The sequence below is a fragment of the Shewanella sp. UCD-FRSSP16_17 genome (assembly GCF_001675935.1).
GTDB lineage: Bacteria > Pseudomonadota > Gammaproteobacteria > Enterobacterales > Shewanellaceae > Shewanella > Shewanella japonica.
Genome location: NZ_LZFV01000001.1, coordinates 327,022 through 344,923 on the forward strand (window position 1 = coordinate 327,022; position 17,902 = coordinate 344,923).

Genomic DNA, 17,902 nt, shown 5'->3' on the forward strand with positions numbered 1-17,902 from the left:
TATTGTTTTCAAGTAAATTAGTCAAATTAGCTGAATAATTGATTAAGTTGTTCAATATGGCTAAACCCTAATGCTTGTTGGGCTTGCTGATAAAATTGTTGGTATTGACCATTACAAATGGTCGCTTTTACATCCAATAAGCTGGCAGTATTAACACTGAGCTCATCAATTCCTAGACCGACGAGTAAACTAATTAATTTCGTGTCACTGGCTAATTCGCCGCAAAGGCACACTTTTGTTTGGTGTATTTTACAGGTGTCTACAGCCATTTTTATGAACTTTATCATTGCTGGAGAAACTGGCGGATAATCATTAACTAGCACGGGATTACCGCGATCAGCTGCTAGAGTATATTGGGTTAAGTCATTACTACCGATACTAACAAAATCAAGTCGTGGCAGTAGATGCGGTAAATTTAACACTGCTGCTGGTGTTTCAACCATGATGCCGATATTAAGATCACCAAAGCCTTTTTCTTCTTCAATTAACTGTTGTTTGCACCAATCAATTAATTCTAGCGCGAACTCCAACTCTTCAATTTGATTAACCATTGGGAATAGTAATCGAATACGTCCATGATTCGCTGCGCGAAGTACTGCTTTAATTTGAGTCGTAAAAAGGTGTTGGTGCTGTAAGCTATACCGAATACCACGCACGCCTAATGCCGGGTTATCTTCATATTGTTGAGTAAGGCAAGGGATTTCTTTGTCCGCTCCGATATCAAAGGTACGTATGGTAAGGACCTTGCCATTTAAGCTATGTAATGCATCGCAGTATTGTTTGAACTGCTGCTTTTCATCTGGAACTGAGTCGACTTGCATAAGTAAAAACTCAGTCCTAAATAACCCAACTCCAGCAGCGCCACTGCCCTCTATCTGAGTGAAATCACTCATGCTACTTACGTTGGCAAGCAAACAGACAGGGTGCCCGTCACGGGTGACACTGGGTTTATCGACATAATGTAAAAGTGCTTCTCGGCGTTCTTTTTCTGCGGTGGCTTTTTGCTCTAGTTGCAGCTGTGTTTCAGCAACGGGATTAACATGCAATTCACCACTAAAGGCGTCTAAAATTAGCGGGGCACCATCTTGAATGTCATAGTCATCGAATTGACAACTTAATAACGCAGGTATCCCAGCAGCTTTGGCCAAAATAGCGGTGTGGCTAGTGAGCCCGCCAGTTTTAAGCACAATGCCTTTTATTTTGTTAAGCGGAATGGTGGCAAATTCTGCAGGTGTTATATCCTCAGCCAACAAAATACTATTATCAGTGAGTTTTGATACATCCCATTGAAGCGTACCATTGACGGCAGACATTAATCGCTTACCTAAACACATAACATCATTACTACGGTTAGCGAGATAAGGATCGTCTAGCTTGGCTAGCTCTTCAGCATGTTGCGCAAAAATCCGTTCAATGGAGACAACGGCAGAGAAACGAAATCGAGTAATATATTGGGTGAGTTCATCAGCTAAATCTTCATCTTCTAATAGCATGATATCAGCATCAATTAGATGAAAATGGTCGCTTTCAGTATCAAGGTTAACTTGGCAATGCTTGAGGTGTTTTGCCAAAAAGTCTATGGCTTTAATGGCTTTGTCACATTCACTTTTAATTGACGCAACAGGCAGTAATCGGTAATCAACATGTTGATGATGCAAATTGATATGAACTGCTTGTCCAAAAGCAATTCCTGGTGACACTACGATTCCTGTTAAAGCCATAAACTATCCTGTTAACTGAGTGTAATTAGCAATTCAGACACGGTTTCTACCGCTTTTTCTGCCTGTTCTCCTTCAGCAAATACCTTAACCGATTGGCCTTGATATAAGCCAAGAGTTTGCAATTTAAATAGACTTTTGGCGCTTGCTTGTTTTCCATTACATTCGACAATGACGTCACAGTCAAAGTTTTTTGCTGCTTTGACTAATAATGCAGCAGGTCGTGTGTGAATTCCGTGAGGGGCAATAATGGTAACAGTCTTTTCGTACATCAACAGGTAACTCTTAATAATGGGCTTGCGAAGCATGATACCGCAAAGCTTTTTAGGCTGACAGAGACTTTACGTGTTAAGGCTTATTTGAAGATGAATTTTACGAGGTCATTTAGGAGAGCGACTAAGAGATATACCAGCATTAACGCCACAAGATGGCGCTTGCTGGTATAGAAAGGTGACTTATTTATTACTAATACATTAGGCTTTAGCTGTCATTACATTAGCTGGTTTTAAATTGACCTAGTGTCTCGGTAACAGTTTGGCTAATCGTTTGTAAAGATTGCGCTGCTTCAGAGTTTGTTTCATTGGTTTTTACAGCTATTTCGGTCAATTCAGAAATTCGGGTAATGTTACGGTTTATTTCTTCAGTGACTTGAGATTGCTCTTCTGTTGCACTGGCAAGCTGAGTATTCATGTCACTGATATTAGCAATAACGGCGAGTATCTCAGTCATGGCATCTTGTGACTGTAACGCCTTAGATTGCAATTGAATTGATTGTTCCTGGGTTTCAGTATTACTTTTGATAACAGACTCAACGCCGTTATGAATATCAGTAATGATTTTATTAATTTCATTGGTAGATGCTTGGGTACGTGTTGCTAACGCTCTTACTTCGTCAGCAACCACAGCAAAACCTCGGCCATATTCACCTGCTCGTGCGGCTTCAATTGCTGCATTTAGTGCTAATAAGTTGGTTTGATCTGCAATACCACCAATGGTATCTAGTATTGTACTAATTTCTACAGAAGACTTGCCTAGGTCATGGGTGGCGCTTTCTGCGTTTTTCAACTCATTTACTAACTGATCTGTTTCATGCACAGTCTGCTGCATAAATGCGTGTGATTGCTCGGCTTGCTGTTTAACATTGTTAGCACCATCAGCGGCTTGATAGGTGTTTTGCGCCATATCATGGGTAGTCGCTAACATTTCATTAACCGCAGTAGCAACACTTTGAGTTTCACTATGGATCAACTCAGAGCTTTGATTCGACTCTTCTACAGCCACTAATAAATGTTGTGCATCATTATCTAGATCACGGCCAAGTGGTTTTAAATCCGACACCATGGCTGAAATTTTGATCACAAAGTCATTGAACGCATCGGCCATTTTAGCCACTTCATCCTTACCACTGTTATCAAGTCGCTGTGATAAATCGCCTTCGCCTTTAGCAATATTCTCCATTGCTGCAATTGCTGCATTAATCGGGGAGGTAATCGATACATTCAGTAATAAGAAGAAAGTAAAGATAGGAATAGAAATCAACATCATAATAATCAGATAATTGATAACAACACTTCCCATGCTATCCATGACGTCGGTCGCACTGGCATGGGCAATAATTGTCCAGCCCCATTCTGGGTAGAACTGGGCGCCTGCGAGAATAGTTTCAACGCCAGATGTTGATGCAATATTATCTTTATATTCAACGTGACTTGTCGTTGTCGATTTAGCTTGTCTGGTCAGTTGCGCAAACGGTTTACTGCCATCAGCGGCAATATATTGCTCAAAAGAGCGGCCTTCTAGGTTTGGACTTTCAGGAAAGCTAATAATGACATTTTGATCATTGATAACAATATAAGCGTCGTTGGAGCCATAACGCAGTTGAGAAATAATATTAAGAATGTCTTGTTGTTGCTGTTGATCAGCAGATTGGGGTAAATCAGCTGATAGCGCGCTAAGCATTGAGGTAGCGGTGCTAACTTGCGCAGCAATTTGAACTTGCTTCTGTGCAATTAAATTATTGTATTGTTCGTTAATTGAAAAGCTGGCAAAGCAAACGGTTCCTATTGCTGCCAGGGCGAGCATTATGATCAGGCGCTTTAAGATAGTTAACTGTCTGAGGAAAGCGATCATGTTCGTCCTTAAAGAGAGTAAGTTCAATGTATTGCGCAAATATAGACAGAAACAGTTCCAGAAAGAACTGTTTAATAGTTGATATGTGATCTATTGAAAGGTTTTTACAAAAAGATACATATGTTGAGTGGAGTTGGCCCACAAATAAACGGCAAAGAATATACGCAATATCAGCTTGTTAGTGTAACGCTTATTAGCTTGTTTGTTTATTTTTGATAATGAGATGTTTAGTCTTTGATTTATTACTCGTTAAGCCTCAGAATGAGGGAAAAGTAAAAACTAGGTATACATTGTTATGGATTCAGTTCAAGTTGTTACAACAGATGATATTTTACTCAAATTATGTCACTCGGTTTCCCACGTTCTTTCAAGCACTAGCGACAGTCAAGTTACCCATGCCGGTATGGTGCAAAACATTACACGTACATGTTTAAAGCCTGATTTAGGGTGTTTTTCAATTTTTGATGGCGGGTTTTCTGGTTTAGTGGTGATTAACTTTTCCAAAGAAGCTGCAATAGAAATATACCGTCGATACATGATAAATATGGGGATGCCAGAGTCAGAGCTTGCTTTCTCACACACCTCTGATGACGTTGGTAATGTCATGGGGGAGTTAATGAATCAAATATTAGGTGATTTCATTAAAACGGTGTCTAAAGAATTACAAACATCTATCAGTCAAAGTCAGCCGAAAATGTTGACTATTAATAAAGAGTTAACCATATCGATTGATACTAATTTAGATGAAGCTGTATCAAGAAGAGTGTCGTTCAAAACGGCAGATAATCATATCTTTTACTTAGAATTTGCGATGGATAAAACTGAATTTATTAAATTAAAAGAGTTTGAATTAGATGAAGAATTTGACCCAGACTCATTAATTGAAGCACACAGAAATACTCAAGGCGAAGCTGATAAATCAACTGCAAAAAAAGACCCAGCAGTCGTGGTTGCTGATGATGCTGACGACTTACTGAGTGAGTTAGGATTATAAAAGAAATTAAACGGTGAAAAGAAGCGTTATTTTAGGTATAAACAATACGTGAGTATCTAAAATAACTATAAAAAGGCCTGATGCAAAATGACATCTAAAGCTACCTCAATTGATATCGCATACCGTGCTGGCGTATCTCAATCTACTGTTTCTAGAGCGTTGAGAAATAGTCCACTTGTAAACTTGGAAACGCGGCAACGCATTCAAGCTATTGCCAAAGAGTTAAATTACAAAGTCGATAAAAACGCCAGTAATCTTCGTACCCAGAATAGCCATACTTTAGCGCTGTTAATATGTGAAGATCCCACAAACGATGAGTCGTTAATTAATCCTTTCTTTTTATCTATGCTTGGTTCAATCACCCGTGCAACAGCACAGCAAGGGTATGACTTACTCGTTTCATTTCAACAGCTTTCGAGTGATTGGCATGCAGATTACGAAGACAGTAATAAAGCTGATGGGATTATTTTATTAGGTTACGGAGACTACGTAGACTATGAACATAAGCTGCAAAAGTTATTAGAACAAAATACCCACTTTATTATTTGGGGGGCAGAACATAATAACAAAGAAGTGCTGTCCATCGGTTGTGATAATCACCAAGGCGGTGTTATCGCCACAGAGCACATTCTCTCATTAAACTTAAAGAATATTGCCTTTTTAGGGGATGCATCAGAGCATAGCCCTGAGTTTCGAGACCGTTATTTAGGTCACGCCGAAGCGCTAAAAAAAGCGGGTATTAAACTCAATAAAAAATGTCAATTTGATGCCATTAGCACTGAAAGCTCAGGTTTTGATGCTGCAATGAAATTATTAGATAGCGGGCATCAATTCGATTCAATCTTTGCTGCCAGTGATTTAATCGCCATTGGTGCAATAAGAGCACTTAAACAGCGCGGCGTTAATGTACCAGAAGACATTGCCGTTGTTGGTTATGATGACATTCCGGTTGCAAGTTTTGCAAACCCTGCGCTCACCACGGTCAAACAAAATACTAAACTGGCAGGTGAAATTTTAGTTGAAAGTCTTTTGAAATTAATTCGTGGTAAGGACGTTGGACCGCAGTTAATTCCGACTAATTTAGTGGTTAGGCAGTCGTGCGGTGGCGTTGATAAGTCGTAACAAATAATGACTTTGGTTTATGTTAGCCACCTTATGATAGTCACTTTATGTTAGCCACGCTATGTTATTAAAAGTGCGGTAATCAGTGCCGCATTTTGTTTTAGTGACATTTGCCACGCTAATGACTATCGCTTAAGTCTTTGTTTCTTGTGTAAGTCCGTTTTATATCAGTCATTATGGAAAATGCTTTGTAATTTATGAAGGAATTAACCCGATTTAATCGATGTGCATTCGCATTGCTCACAAGGTTTAGCAAAATAAGTTTGTTAGGCATTACAGCGCTGTTTTGGCATACCCATGTGTATAGCCAAGATCTTGAACCTCGCAGTTATACCAATATCCCTATCGACATGCATTTTCTAGCCCTGGGCTATCTGCACTCCGAAGGGGCCTTATCGCCATCACCTTCAGTCCCACTCAAAGATGCACATTTAGCGTTAGATGCTGCCGTGCTTGGTTATGCGCACTCATTTGCGCTAGCGGGTAGTTCATCAAAATTTGATATGTCCTTATCTCGCATTTGTATGGCAGGCTCAGCGAATTATCAAAACGACATTGTTGAAGCTGACAGATGTGGTTATGGCGATCCTAAAATGCGTCTGACTTGGAACTTTTATGGTGCACAAGCATTACAAAGGAAAGATTTTGCCAAATCTAAAGATGGATTAGTTGTTGGCTCAAGTTTGCAACTTAGCTTGCCATTAGGAACCTATGATGAAGATAAACTGATCAACGCTGGTGCCAATCAATGGGTATTTAGACCAGGAATAGGGATGTCGTACCGAGTGGGTAATTGGTATTACGATGCCATGACGTCAATTCGAATCTATAGTGATAATGATGAGTTTTACAATCAAGTGTCACTTGAGAAACAAGCACAATACACGTTTCAAGCTCATGTCATATACAGTATAGGACCAGGGCAATGGGTGTCATTGAGTGGAAATTACTTTGTTGGCGGAGAAACCAGCAAAAATGGAATTGACGCTGATGATGCTGAGGACAATTCACGTTTTGGACTGACGTATTCACTTGCCTTTAATCAACATCATAGTATGAAGCTTTATGCCAGTACGGGCGTGATCACACGCATAGGGAATGATTTCGATACACTGGGATTAGTCTGGCAATACGCTTTTTAATCGCTTTGACGAAAGTAAAACGTCGACTTGAGCTATCGTTAAGCAATATTAAGCTTAGGTTTTAACCTTAAAAATACGATTAACATCATTAATCGCAACCCGATTAGTCAAAACAAGAACATTGACGACAAACAAGGACGAGATATGGCTGGCGCAAGTTTATTAATGTTATTGGATGACATTGCTGCAATTTTGGATGATGTTGCTGCTATGAGTAAAGTTGCTGCCAGAAAAACAGCAGGTGTGTTGGGAGACGATTTAGCGCTAAATGCTCAGCAAGTATCAGGTGTTGCCTCTGAACGTGAATTACCTGTTGTGTGGGCCGTTGCTAAGGGATCTTTTCTCAATAAATTAATTCTTGTTCCAGCTGCTTTATTAATCAGTGCTTTTATTCCTTGGGCAATAACACCGCTGCTCATGTTTGGTGGGTTATTTTTATGCTTTGAAGGATTTGAAAAAGTCCATCATTGGTATGTTCATCGTAAAGATCGGCAAACTGACTTGACAGAGCAGGCTGTTGTTGAAAAATCAGTAGAAGATATTGCGGCTTTTGAAAAGACAAAAGTGAAGGGGGCAATTAGAACTGATTTTGTATTATCAGCAGAGATCATTGCGATTAGCTTGGGTGTTGTGGCTCAAAGTAGTTTGTTAAGTCAGTTTTTAACCTTAAGTGTCATTGCGATTATTATGACTGTTGGCGTTTATGGATTAGTAGCAGGCATTGTTAAGATTGATGATTTAGGGTTGTACTTAACAAAACGACAAGGCAAAGGGGCCTTAGTTGCTTTTTGGCATAAGCTTGGTTTTGGTTTATTAACCTCTGCACCGTACTTAATGAAAGGACTCACAATTGTCGGCACGATAGCAATGTTCATGGTAGGTGGAGGTATTCTGACACATGGTATTCATCAAGTTAGCGGCTTAATTACACAAACAGCGCTATGGATTGCTGAAGTCGAATATGTGGGCTATGTACTGGCATTTATAACTCCAAGCATACTCAATGCGATTTTTGGTTTGATTGCCGGTGCCATTGCCGTATCGATATTTTCGTTATTTGCTAAACTAAAGCAAGGACAATAAACGACAAAACGCTTAGGTAATCGCTAGATTTGTTTTAGCAAACTCCAAAATAAAAATGCCACTCATTGAGTGGCATTTTTCGATTTGTAGGTGTTGAACAGAAGATTGTTAATTTTCTGAATTCAATAACTCACTCTTTTAGCGATAGTTAATAATATGCTTTAAAAGCAAGCCAACTATCTAAATCTACCAGTTATTCAGCCAGTTTATCCGCAACAACAGGATAGAAATCCCATACTGCCTTATCAGTCATCGAGCGTACTAACTTAACGTATTCAGCATGTGTCCACGCAAGTGGTGTTGCTGAGTTAGTGCCTTGACCCATCGCGTAGTTATAACGAGTTGGATTACCAACACCATCCCAAGCTTGTTCTGGCAACATTAAGCCTTCATTAGCAAATGTTTCCATACCTTGAACGTAGGTATTAATTAATTGCTGGTGGACTTCTGGCGTTAAACTATCGGTCGATTTGGCAAGTGCCAACTCATAATGACCACGTTCACCGGTAAAGAATGGCCATACTCTGCCTCGTTGATCGGCGGTATTACCTTGCTCAGCATAGCTGAAACCAGTTGTGATATCTTCGCCATAACCATCATTACCATATCGACGGTAACCTGGAATTTTGCTGCCATCTTTGGCAGTAAATTCATATTTAACACGTAGATTATGCTCAAGAGTTGTATCGTCAATCAGCATGACGCTGTTCTGAATGATACCATCTGTAGCATCCTTAACACCGTAACGAACTAATTCAAGAAAACCGCCGTCTAGAATCTGGCGCTGATCTAACCCTGGCTTACCATTATTATCCAGTAATTTATCAGCATTATTTGGGTTTCCGTTTGGACTGATACGCACATAGTAAGGTTTACCTTCTTTGGCAAGTTCGCCATTGTTAGTCACCATAGTGGTTTCAAGGCTTGCTTCTAGTTCTTTGGCTAACGTTAGATATTCGCCTGCTTTTTTATCGTTAACTAGTTGGGCAATATCACTGGCTGCCACTAATCCTGCAATGACTGCTGCAGTTGTCGAAGGTGAGAATCCCGCTTGTTCTTCCCAGCGCTCTTGTTGGGTATTTGGCGGGGTTATTTCAGTATCGTTCCAGTCTAATTTAACTTTACCGCCAGTGACTAAAAAGTCTGCAGCGGGTTTTAACATGTCTTGGTACCACTGAGTGATTTCAGCATCAGTTAATACGCCAGCTTGCCATAACTTCCACCCCAACATAATTGGCATAGCTGTTTGGTCTAACTGCACGCCCACCCATTCAATTTGACCGTCAACATGCGTTTTTTGTAAGAACCAACCAGGCGTGCCAACATATTCAGGCGTTTGCTGACTAACTTGCACTTTTTTCAAGTATTCAAAAGCCACTTTTGGCGTTTCAAGATCGCCCATAGCAAGAAAGGCCATTGCACATTGATAAAAGTCACGTGGCCAAACTGCTTTATAGCCTGTACTACCGACTTTAGCTGAGACTGAGTCACCCCATGGGTTTGATAGCGAAGCAATTAATGCTCCGGCATGGGTTTTATCTTCTTGCGCTTTTAGCACTAACGCACTGGTATAAAGTAATTTGCCATCATCAGTAGTATTGCTGCTCATGGCATTAAGTGCGGGTAAACCAGTTAAGTAGTCTTTCCAGCCAAGGTGTTTATCATCACCTAAATAAGCACTTAATACTTTGTCGTAACCTGCAGAAAGCGTGGCTTCAACATTAGCTAAGCTTTGGGCTTTGTCTGCACCAAAACCAATAGCCACATTCATTTCTAAGGTGTTTTCACCAGTGGCTTTGTTGAGCGTCTTGTACTGAGCAGTTAACGCAACGTTACCGACAGTTTCTGTTGCTTTACTGGTAGATTGATAGATGTTGTCCAGTACGCCATTATCTGCCAAATCCACTAAGCCGTCTGACTGACCAACAAATCCTGCTGAAGCTTTTGTAAAGGCTACATCGGATTTAATCGTCATCACAGATGAGTCTTTAGCATTGGTGTAAGCAACAAGTGCTTGCTCTTCAATACTCGCAATATCGTTAGCACCGCTATTATCCACATGCGGGTTAGCGTATAAATGAGGGGTTATTCCATCAGCAAAAGCAGTAAAAATAACCTTCATCATCATACTGTCACGGTTTGGATCAGTGAAAAAATGTTTTTCTATCTGATATTGACCGTTTTTAGCTTTATTAATGACTTTGTATGCCAATGAAAGTGGGCGACCTTGTTCATCCTGATGTAGGTATTCGATGGTGCTGATCGTGTCATCTTTTTCTGTATCGACAAACCCTTCACCAGTGATGATAAATTGCATTTCTTTTAGTTGTGCATTGTGGATCATGCCATACATGGTTTCGGTTAAGATCCCTTGTGCGAGTGAAAACCACACTTTACTGACAGGGTTCTCAGCTGTTCCTTGGTAATGACCGTCAATGTAAGGCTCATAAGATGTACCGATACCTGTCTTACCAGAAAAAGCCCATGTAGGCGCAGCACCTGGCGCGCCCGGTGCTATTTGCACTTGAGTCACTACTGAACTGGTGTCTGTTGATGCTGGAACATCTTTATTGGCTGTTGTTTCTGAACAAGCCGATAAAGCGAAAATAGAGGCACCAATCATTGCAATATTGATCGCACTTGCCAGTGTAGTTTTTTTATAACTGTTAATGCTTTTACCCATCATGTGTAACTTTCCCCAATCAAGATCCGCGTATAGTCACGAAACGTTTTATAATTTGAATAATCAGAAATATGACTCAATAAGTTATTGTTTTGGTTGGTCTACAAACAACACTGCGATACCCGCAATAATCATAAACACACCGCCAGTAATTAATGCAAAGATTGGCTCTCCATCAAATAATGTATTAAGAATTACGCCTAAAACACTGGCCGCAAGCAATTGAGGGATAACAATGAAAAAGTTAAATATTCCCATAAACACCCCCATTTTCTTAGGTGGTAAGATCCCAGATAGCATTGCGTACGGTACTGATAAGATTGACGCCCACGCGATGCCGACTCCAATCATAGGTATCCAAAGTAGGGCAGGATCGCTAATGAAATAAAAGCTGATAAGCCCCAAACCACCCAATGTTAAATTGATGGTATGTGTGAATCTTATTCCGACTGCTTTTGCTAGAAACGGTATTGCAATCGCAGCAACAGCAGCAAAACCATTATATGAAGCGAATAGCATACCGACCCAATCAGCGCCATCATTGTAGGCTTTGGTCAGTACATCACTGGTACCATAATGGTAAGAGGTGACTGCTGAAGTGGTATAAATCCACATTGCGAATAAGGCAAACCATGAAAAGAATTGTACGATGGCCAGTTGGTGCATGGCTTTTGGCATATGGAATAAATTATCAACTACGTTAAATACCATGCCTAGACTTTCGCGCTCAGCGATGTCATTTGGATTAACTTTTGCGAGGGCTTTGGCGCAGTAAAATTGCAAAGGGCCAAATACAAAAATACCGATGGTCAATATATAAAGCTGCTTATCTAACGAAAGGCCAAAAACTAAACCTGTTAAACCACCACCAATCGCCATCCAAAGCATAGAAGCAAATTGATATTGCTTAGCTGTTCTAGTGCGGCTATCGCTATTGTTTTCAGTTATTAATTCTTCATCATTTTCTTGATGAAAAGAGGCCAGTTCTTCAGGTGAATATTCTTTAGAGGTTACGATGGTCCACCCAACCGCGAGGAACAAAACGGCGCCACCAAAATAAAATGCGTAACGTACCGAGTCGGCAATTTCGCCTTCAGGAGCAGTATTCGCCACATCAAAATAGTTGGTTAATAAATACGGCAAGGCTGATGCTACAACGGCGCCGATTCCAATAAAGAAGCTTTGCATCGCATAGCCTTGAGTACGCTGAGACTTCGGTAGGTTATCTCCAACAAATGCACGAAATGGCTCCATGGCAATGTTAATTGAGGCATCCATGATCCAAAGCATGCCCGCTGCTACCCATAAAACTGGAGAATGCGGCATGATAAATAATGCGAGTGTGGTACAAACTGCGCCAATTAAAAAATACGGGCGACGGCGACCCAGTCCATTCCATGTATTATCACTTAAGTAGCCAATAATGGGCTGAACGATAAGTCCTGTTAACGGAGCAGCAATCCATAAGATTGGAATTTCATCAATCTCAGCGCCTAGCGTTTGAAATATACGGCTGACATTGGCGTTTTGAAGTGCAAAGCCAAATTGGATCCCCAAAAATCCAAAACACATATTGAAAATTTGCCAGAAGTTTAATTCTGGTTGCTGACGTAGCGGTTGTTTATTCGGTGTACCCTGATGCGATGTATTATCGGCAGACATGTATCTTCCTTTATCTTCCATTATAAATGGGCTGTTCAGCATCATGGCTGAATTCTTATTGTTACTTGTTATTTTGCTAGGTATTCATTTCGGCTTGAATAGACGATAGTTAAAAAAATGGCGAATACACATCTCCCTAAGACGGGTATTCGCCAAAGACCTCGTATTCTGACTTCGATTGATAAAGAAGTTAGAAAGGTTCTTAAACCTGACACAATCCGATGAAGGTGATGCGCCAGTAACGACCTAGCCCATTTCATCCCCACAAGCAGAGGAAGAAATTTAGCAGGTTTTATATTAGCCTTGTGGTGGATTTTGGCACAACTAATTACATACGTATTCATCATTTATGCACAACGAAAACCGATCATATTTGTAACAAGATTGTGGGGTGTATTCTTAAATGTCATAGCGTCTTTGGTGTTGTTTTTATTGTGAGCTAAGGCAATGTAAATGAAGAAAAACCTGATGGCAACAATCACTTTGCGCATCAGGTTTTTGGGGGGAGACTTAAAGTTGAGTGTTAATCGACTGGGATAAAACGAATCGCTACACCGCCGCTGGTGGCAAGGGCTAATGTTAAGGTATCTTTCGCTGTCACTTGCTTGTTTTCAATAACATAGTCGTATGGATTGGTCTTCCAATCAGCTTCGGCTCCATCACGATATATTTGTGCTTGATAGGATTTATCAGCTGATAAAAAGTCTAACTTGATTGTTAACTCCCGCTCAGATTCGTCGGTTAGCGCGCCTAAATACCAATCCTCTGAAGCGCGGTCTTTTCGTGCAAAGGCAACAAAATCGCCAATCTCGCCAGCGACCGCAATAGTCTCGCTCCAATCCGTTGGTACATCTCGAATGAATTGAAATGCATCTAATCGTTCAACGTAATTTCTTGGTAAATCAGCTGCCATTTGAATTGGACTGTACAGTACAACATACAAAGCCAGTTGCTTTGCGAGGGTTGTTTGGACGCGGTTAACGGCATCAAGTCCCTCAGGGGCAAGATTAAAAATACCCGGAGTGAAGTCCATCGGTCCTGATAGCATGCGTGTATATGGCAATATTGCGGTATGCTCTGGACTGTTAGGAGGCGTTCCCCATGCATTAAATTCTTGACCGCGAGCGCCTTCACGAGAAATCCAGTTAGGGTAGGTTCGTCTTAAACCAGTGTCTTTTATTGGCTCGTGAGTATTAATGCTAATTTGACGTTTAGCAGCTTCTGTAATGCTATGAAGATACTCATTAACCATAAATTGACCATCATGCCATTCATGGCGAACAATACCTTGCGAGTCGACTCGCTTAATGTCGCCACCAYCAGCAACATAACCTGTTTTGATTTGTGTTACGCCGTGTTGCTTATATAAATCATAAGCGTCACTCATTTGATTGCGGTAGTTGGTCACAGAACCTGAAGTTTCATGATGGCCAATTAAACGCACATTGTTGTTTGCTCCATGTGCACTGACAGCATCAATATCAAAATCATCATAAGACTGAGTAAAACTGAATACATCACCGTTATGGAACCAGCTTCCATCCCAACCAAGATTCCAGCCTTCAACGAGAACACCATCAAAACCGTACTTAGCTGCAAAATCCATATAACGTTTCGTTTCTGAGGTGGTTGCACCGTGTTTTTCGCCAGAACCCCAAGTGTTTTCATTAATGTGCATCCCCCACCAAATACCGACGTATTTACCAGGTTCAACCCATGAAACATCACCGAGTTTGTTCGGTTCATTCAGGTTAAGGATTAAATCAGAATTGAGAAGTCCAGTTGCTGCATCAGCAATTTGAATAGTGCGCCAAGGGGTACTGAAACCAGGTTGAGTTTTGACTAAGGTGCCATCAGACCAAGGGGTGAGATCGGCTTTAAGCGTGCCATCTCGGCGCTGATCTAACACCATCGCTGCATAATCTGTTAGAGCCGCTTCATGAATACTTAAGTGAAGCCCTGAAGTTAATTTGTAAGTGAAAGGTGTGTGGGCACGGTCGACTTTGTTAACCGATGTTGTTTGATATAAATACTCATAACGGTTCCAGCCTCGGCCAGGGATCCACCACGCAGTTGCTTGATGCGCATCAGGAACGGAAAACTCTGTCAGCTCATTGGTGATATTAAGGTGAGTCACTTTATCAAATGACGCTTGCTTCGGGACGAGATATCTAAATCCGATACCGTCATCAAATACTTTGAACTCCAGCGCAAATTGATGCCGACCATTAGAAAAAGTCGCTGTCAGCTTATTATGGTTGTCGTCTATCCATTCACGCTCGCCCCAAGGTTGTTGCCATCGAGAAGAGTGCGTTGACTTACTGGACTCTGTAATATCAAAACCGCTACCAAATTCACCAAATGTTTCAAAAACCAAGCCTAGTCTTGAATTAAGTACGGCTTCTTTACCGCTAAAAGTTACTTTATATTCCGGTCTGTCACCGTCATCGGTCAAGCTAACTGAAATACGCTTATCAGGAGAATTTACGGTTACTGTTTTTGCAAGGGTCGGTTGGTGGGTGCCAAGCAAAACAAGACTAATTAATAGCGGTAGACGAGCTAAATTTCTTTTGGGTAACAGCGAGACATTAGGTTGAGACTTCCTTGAAACCGGCGACATTAACAACTCCATTATAGATTTAATTATTTTTGTTACTTCATACTAGAGCTGTTCATATTTTTGCCGCAATTGACTGCATACGTATTCAAACCAAAAATTCGCAATGCTGCTTTCAAAAATTAGAATTTGTTGTTTTTAAGTACACTTTGCTGAGTGATAAATTTTGGTAAGTCATAGTTAGCACTTTTTAGGAAAATAACTGGATGTAACAGTGAATGTTTGATACTGACAATGTAAATATTGATCGCGCTGATACATTTGTTTTTATTTTTACAGCTTTAAATTTTTAATGAGATGTTTACTAACAATCACTTTTGATATGTGAAAACTTGATATCCAAAAGATGAAACTGTGATAGCGTTAAATGATTTTCTAAATGTTTGAACAGATTATATTTTTTAATCTTTTTTTGTTAACAAAACACGGTTATTTGCTATGGTTTTTTTGAATAACAATAAGGATTAAATGATGGCAATGAATAGACGTAGTTTTTTAAAAGGCAGTAGTGCTTTTGCATTTTCTGCGAGTATCATGGGGTGTTCTAGTAGCGATGATGACAATACAACAGAACCACCTGTAACAGAGCCGCCAACACCTGAACCCGACGGTGTTTTTCATACAACATGTCCAAGAAACTGTGGTGATAGATGTAGCCTGCTAGTTTCAACTAAAGATGGGGTTGCCGTTTCTGTTAGTGGCGATCCGTCGCATCCTGTGACTGCAGGTACGCCATGTGTAAAAGGCCATGCGTATCTCGAATCTATATACAGTCCTGACCGCATACAGCAACCAATGAAACGCGTAGGTCCACGTGGTCCTGGCGCAACCTTCGAGCCAATTAGTTGGGAACAAGCTAATAGCGAAATTGCTGCAAAATTAAATGAAGTTATTGATACCTATTCTGGTAATGCCATTGTGCCTTATTTCTATTCAGGCTACAGCGGCATTGGTGCTAGTTCTGGTGCTAACCGTTTCTTTAACCGAATTGCGAGTCGTAATTTACAACGAAACATCTGTGCTAGTGCGGGTTATTCTGGCATGAGCTCAATTTTAGGCGAGTTCTCCGGTCCGAGCCCAGAAGATTACGTCAATACCAAGTGTTTTGTGTCGTGGGGAACAAACGAACAAGCGACCAATATTCATCACTTAAAATTTATCAATGAAGCGCGTGATAAAGGGGCAAAAGTACTGGTAGTTAACCCAGCAAGAACGCCGCTAGCATCACAGGCCGATATCTGGTTACAACCGACACCTGGGACAGATGCAACCTTGGTTATTGGTATTGCTAAGATATTGATTGAAGAAAGCTTGCATGATACTGGGTTTATTGAATCGTATACCCAAGACTATGATGCGTTATTGGCAAGATTAGAAGAATTTACCCATGAGCAAATTGAAGCTGAAACAGGGGTGAGCAAGTCACAGTATCAGTCTTTTGCAAGAGCTTATGCTGGCGCTGAATGTGCAATGATCCGTATTGGTTATGGCTTACAACGTACACTAAATGGTGGACGTATGGTAAAAGCTATTCCAACATTAGCCGCTTTAACAGGTAATATTGGTAAAGTCGGTGCAGGCGTTGTGTATCTGAACACTCAAGCAGGTGGAATGTTTGACTGGGCATATTGTGGCGGTAATCATTTAACACCAGAAGATGCAGTAAGAGATACTGTCAATATTAGTGAAATTGGTAAATCACTTCTGCCAGAAGATTATCAGCATGAAGATGGTCAAGTCGGCCCATTAGCGTTTGATGAACCATGCGATCCGATTAAAGCGATGATTGTATATTCAAGTAACCCGATGGCTATTGCTCCTGATGCTGATTTAATTGAAATTGGGTTAATGCGGGATGACTTATTTTTAGTCGGGATTGATCTATTCCAAACCGATACCATGGACTACGTTGATTATTTACTGCCAACCTCAAGTTACATTGAGCAAGCTAATATGATTGATAGTTACCACTGTTATTATGCTAAACACAGCACCCAAGCGATTAGCCCGTTATATCAATCAAAACCAGATACCATTATTTTCCAAGATTTAGCAAAAGCCATGGGTTACAGCGACCCTGAGTTTAGTGAAAGTATTGAGGATATTTTACGTGGTACGTGGAAGGGCAACATTAGCTACGATGAACTCTGTGTTCAAAATTGGGATAGCCCAGTGGTTGATTACCCATTCCGTAAAAATTATGACTTCCCAACGCCTAGCGGAAAAATTGAATTTAAAGACACCAGTGGTACTTATTTCGATCCTGAAAAATTCAATCCTGTTATCGATACTGGTACGCCAGAGTCAGATGACTTTGCCACCAAAGGCATGACAGATGATGAAAAATCACGTGAATTCCGTTTACTTTCTCCAGCGCATCCCAAGCTGAGTAATTCGCAATGGGCAAACGTTAAATATATTGAAGGCACTTTCCCGCAGCATAGGGTTTATATTCACCCCGATGATGCTATGCGCAAAGGGATCAGTGATGGCGACCAAGTTAAGTTAACGGCGAGTCGTTATGGTCAGCGTGATGTGGTGATTCAATACACTGCAAGAGTTGAAGCTATGACACCAGCAGGAACAATTTTTGCTTGGAAAAATGCATGGAAAAAACTCAATGAAAACGGCAGTGGCACTGCTATTAATCAGCTTACCAATAGTGAATTAACCGATATGAACTTTGGTTCAACTTTCCACTCAACTCGTGTTGATATCGCTTTGGCGTAATCCATTACATTAAGGAAAAAA

General features: G+C 40.7%; 11 protein-coding genes. 5 read left to right on the top strand and 6 right to left on the bottom strand.

Going from position 1 to position 17,902, the window contains the following annotated elements:
* Nucleotides 1-26: 26 nt before the first annotated feature.
* From ptsP to A9267_RS01470, 3 genes are all read right to left on the bottom strand, one after another.
* Nucleotides 27-1,721, bottom strand: a complete 1,695-nt coding sequence (gene ptsP / locus A9267_RS01460; protein ID WP_065107980.1) for a phosphoenolpyruvate--protein phosphotransferase — start codon at nucleotides 1,719-1,721, stop codon at nucleotides 27-29.
* Nucleotides 1,722-1,732: 11 nt separating this feature from the next.
* Nucleotides 1,733-1,990, bottom strand: coding sequence for an HPr family phosphocarrier protein (locus A9267_RS01465; RefSeq protein WP_055026005.1), 258 nt, complete (start codon nucleotides 1,988-1,990; stop codon nucleotides 1,733-1,735).
* A 223-nt stretch (nucleotides 1,991-2,213) separates the two neighbouring features.
* The gene (locus A9267_RS01470; protein WP_065107981.1) at nucleotides 2,214-3,848 is read right to left on the bottom strand and encodes a methyl-accepting chemotaxis protein; all 1,635 of its coding nucleotides are present in this window, start codon (nucleotides 3,846-3,848) and stop codon (nucleotides 2,214-2,216) included.
* Between the two features lie 295 nt (nucleotides 3,849-4,143).
* Here A9267_RS01470 and A9267_RS01475 point away from each other — a divergent pair, with 295 nt between their 5' ends.
* From A9267_RS01475 to A9267_RS01490, 4 genes are all read left to right on the top strand, one after another.
* On the top strand, nucleotides 4,144-4,842 hold the full coding sequence (locus tag A9267_RS01475; RefSeq protein WP_055026007.1) for a DUF3334 family protein: 699 nt from the start codon (nucleotides 4,144-4,146) through the stop codon (nucleotides 4,840-4,842).
* Nucleotides 4,843-4,929: 87 nt separating this feature from the next.
* Nucleotides 4,930-5,964 (top strand): LacI family DNA-binding transcriptional regulator, encoded by a 1,035-nt coding sequence (locus A9267_RS01480; RefSeq protein ID WP_055026008.1) that lies wholly within the window; start codon nucleotides 4,930-4,932, stop codon nucleotides 5,962-5,964.
* A 263-nt stretch (nucleotides 5,965-6,227) separates the two neighbouring features.
* Nucleotides 6,228-7,106 (top strand): transporter, encoded by an 879-nt coding sequence (locus A9267_RS01485; RefSeq protein WP_231919026.1) that lies wholly within the window; start codon nucleotides 6,228-6,230, stop codon nucleotides 7,104-7,106.
* Between the two features lie 144 nt (nucleotides 7,107-7,250).
* Nucleotides 7,251-8,189 carry a DUF808 domain-containing protein gene (locus tag A9267_RS01490; protein ID WP_065107982.1) on the top strand — a complete coding sequence of 313 codons (939 nt, stop codon included), beginning with the start codon at nucleotides 7,251-7,253 and terminating at the stop codon, nucleotides 8,187-8,189.
* Between the two features lie 193 nt (nucleotides 8,190-8,382).
* On the opposite strand, the gene A9267_RS01495 is transcribed toward A9267_RS01490, so the two are convergent.
* The 3 genes from A9267_RS01495 to A9267_RS01505 form a co-directional block, all read right to left on the bottom strand.
* Complete coding sequence (locus A9267_RS01495) at nucleotides 8,383-10,875, bottom strand: glycoside hydrolase family 15 protein (protein ID WP_065107983.1); 2,493 nt, start codon at nucleotides 10,873-10,875, stop codon at nucleotides 8,383-8,385.
* Nucleotides 10,876-10,956: 81 nt separating this feature from the next.
* A complete protein-coding gene (locus A9267_RS01500; RefSeq protein ID WP_065107984.1) occupies nucleotides 10,957-12,534 on the bottom strand; it encodes an MFS transporter in 1,578 nt (525 codons plus the stop codon).
* A 523-nt stretch (nucleotides 12,535-13,057) separates the two neighbouring features.
* Nucleotides 13,058-15,154 (bottom strand): glycoside hydrolase family 97 protein, encoded by a 2,097-nt coding sequence (locus A9267_RS01505; RefSeq protein WP_231919027.1) that lies wholly within the window; start codon nucleotides 15,152-15,154, stop codon nucleotides 13,058-13,060.
* 468 nt (nucleotides 15,155-15,622) lie between these two features.
* Between A9267_RS01505 and A9267_RS01510 the strand changes: the two genes are divergently transcribed.
* Nucleotides 15,623-17,881 carry a molybdopterin-containing oxidoreductase family protein gene (locus tag A9267_RS01510; RefSeq protein ID WP_065107986.1) on the top strand — a complete coding sequence of 753 codons (2,259 nt, stop codon included), beginning with the start codon at nucleotides 15,623-15,625 and terminating at the stop codon, nucleotides 17,879-17,881.
* The last annotated feature ends 21 nt before the right edge of the window (nucleotides 17,882-17,902 follow it).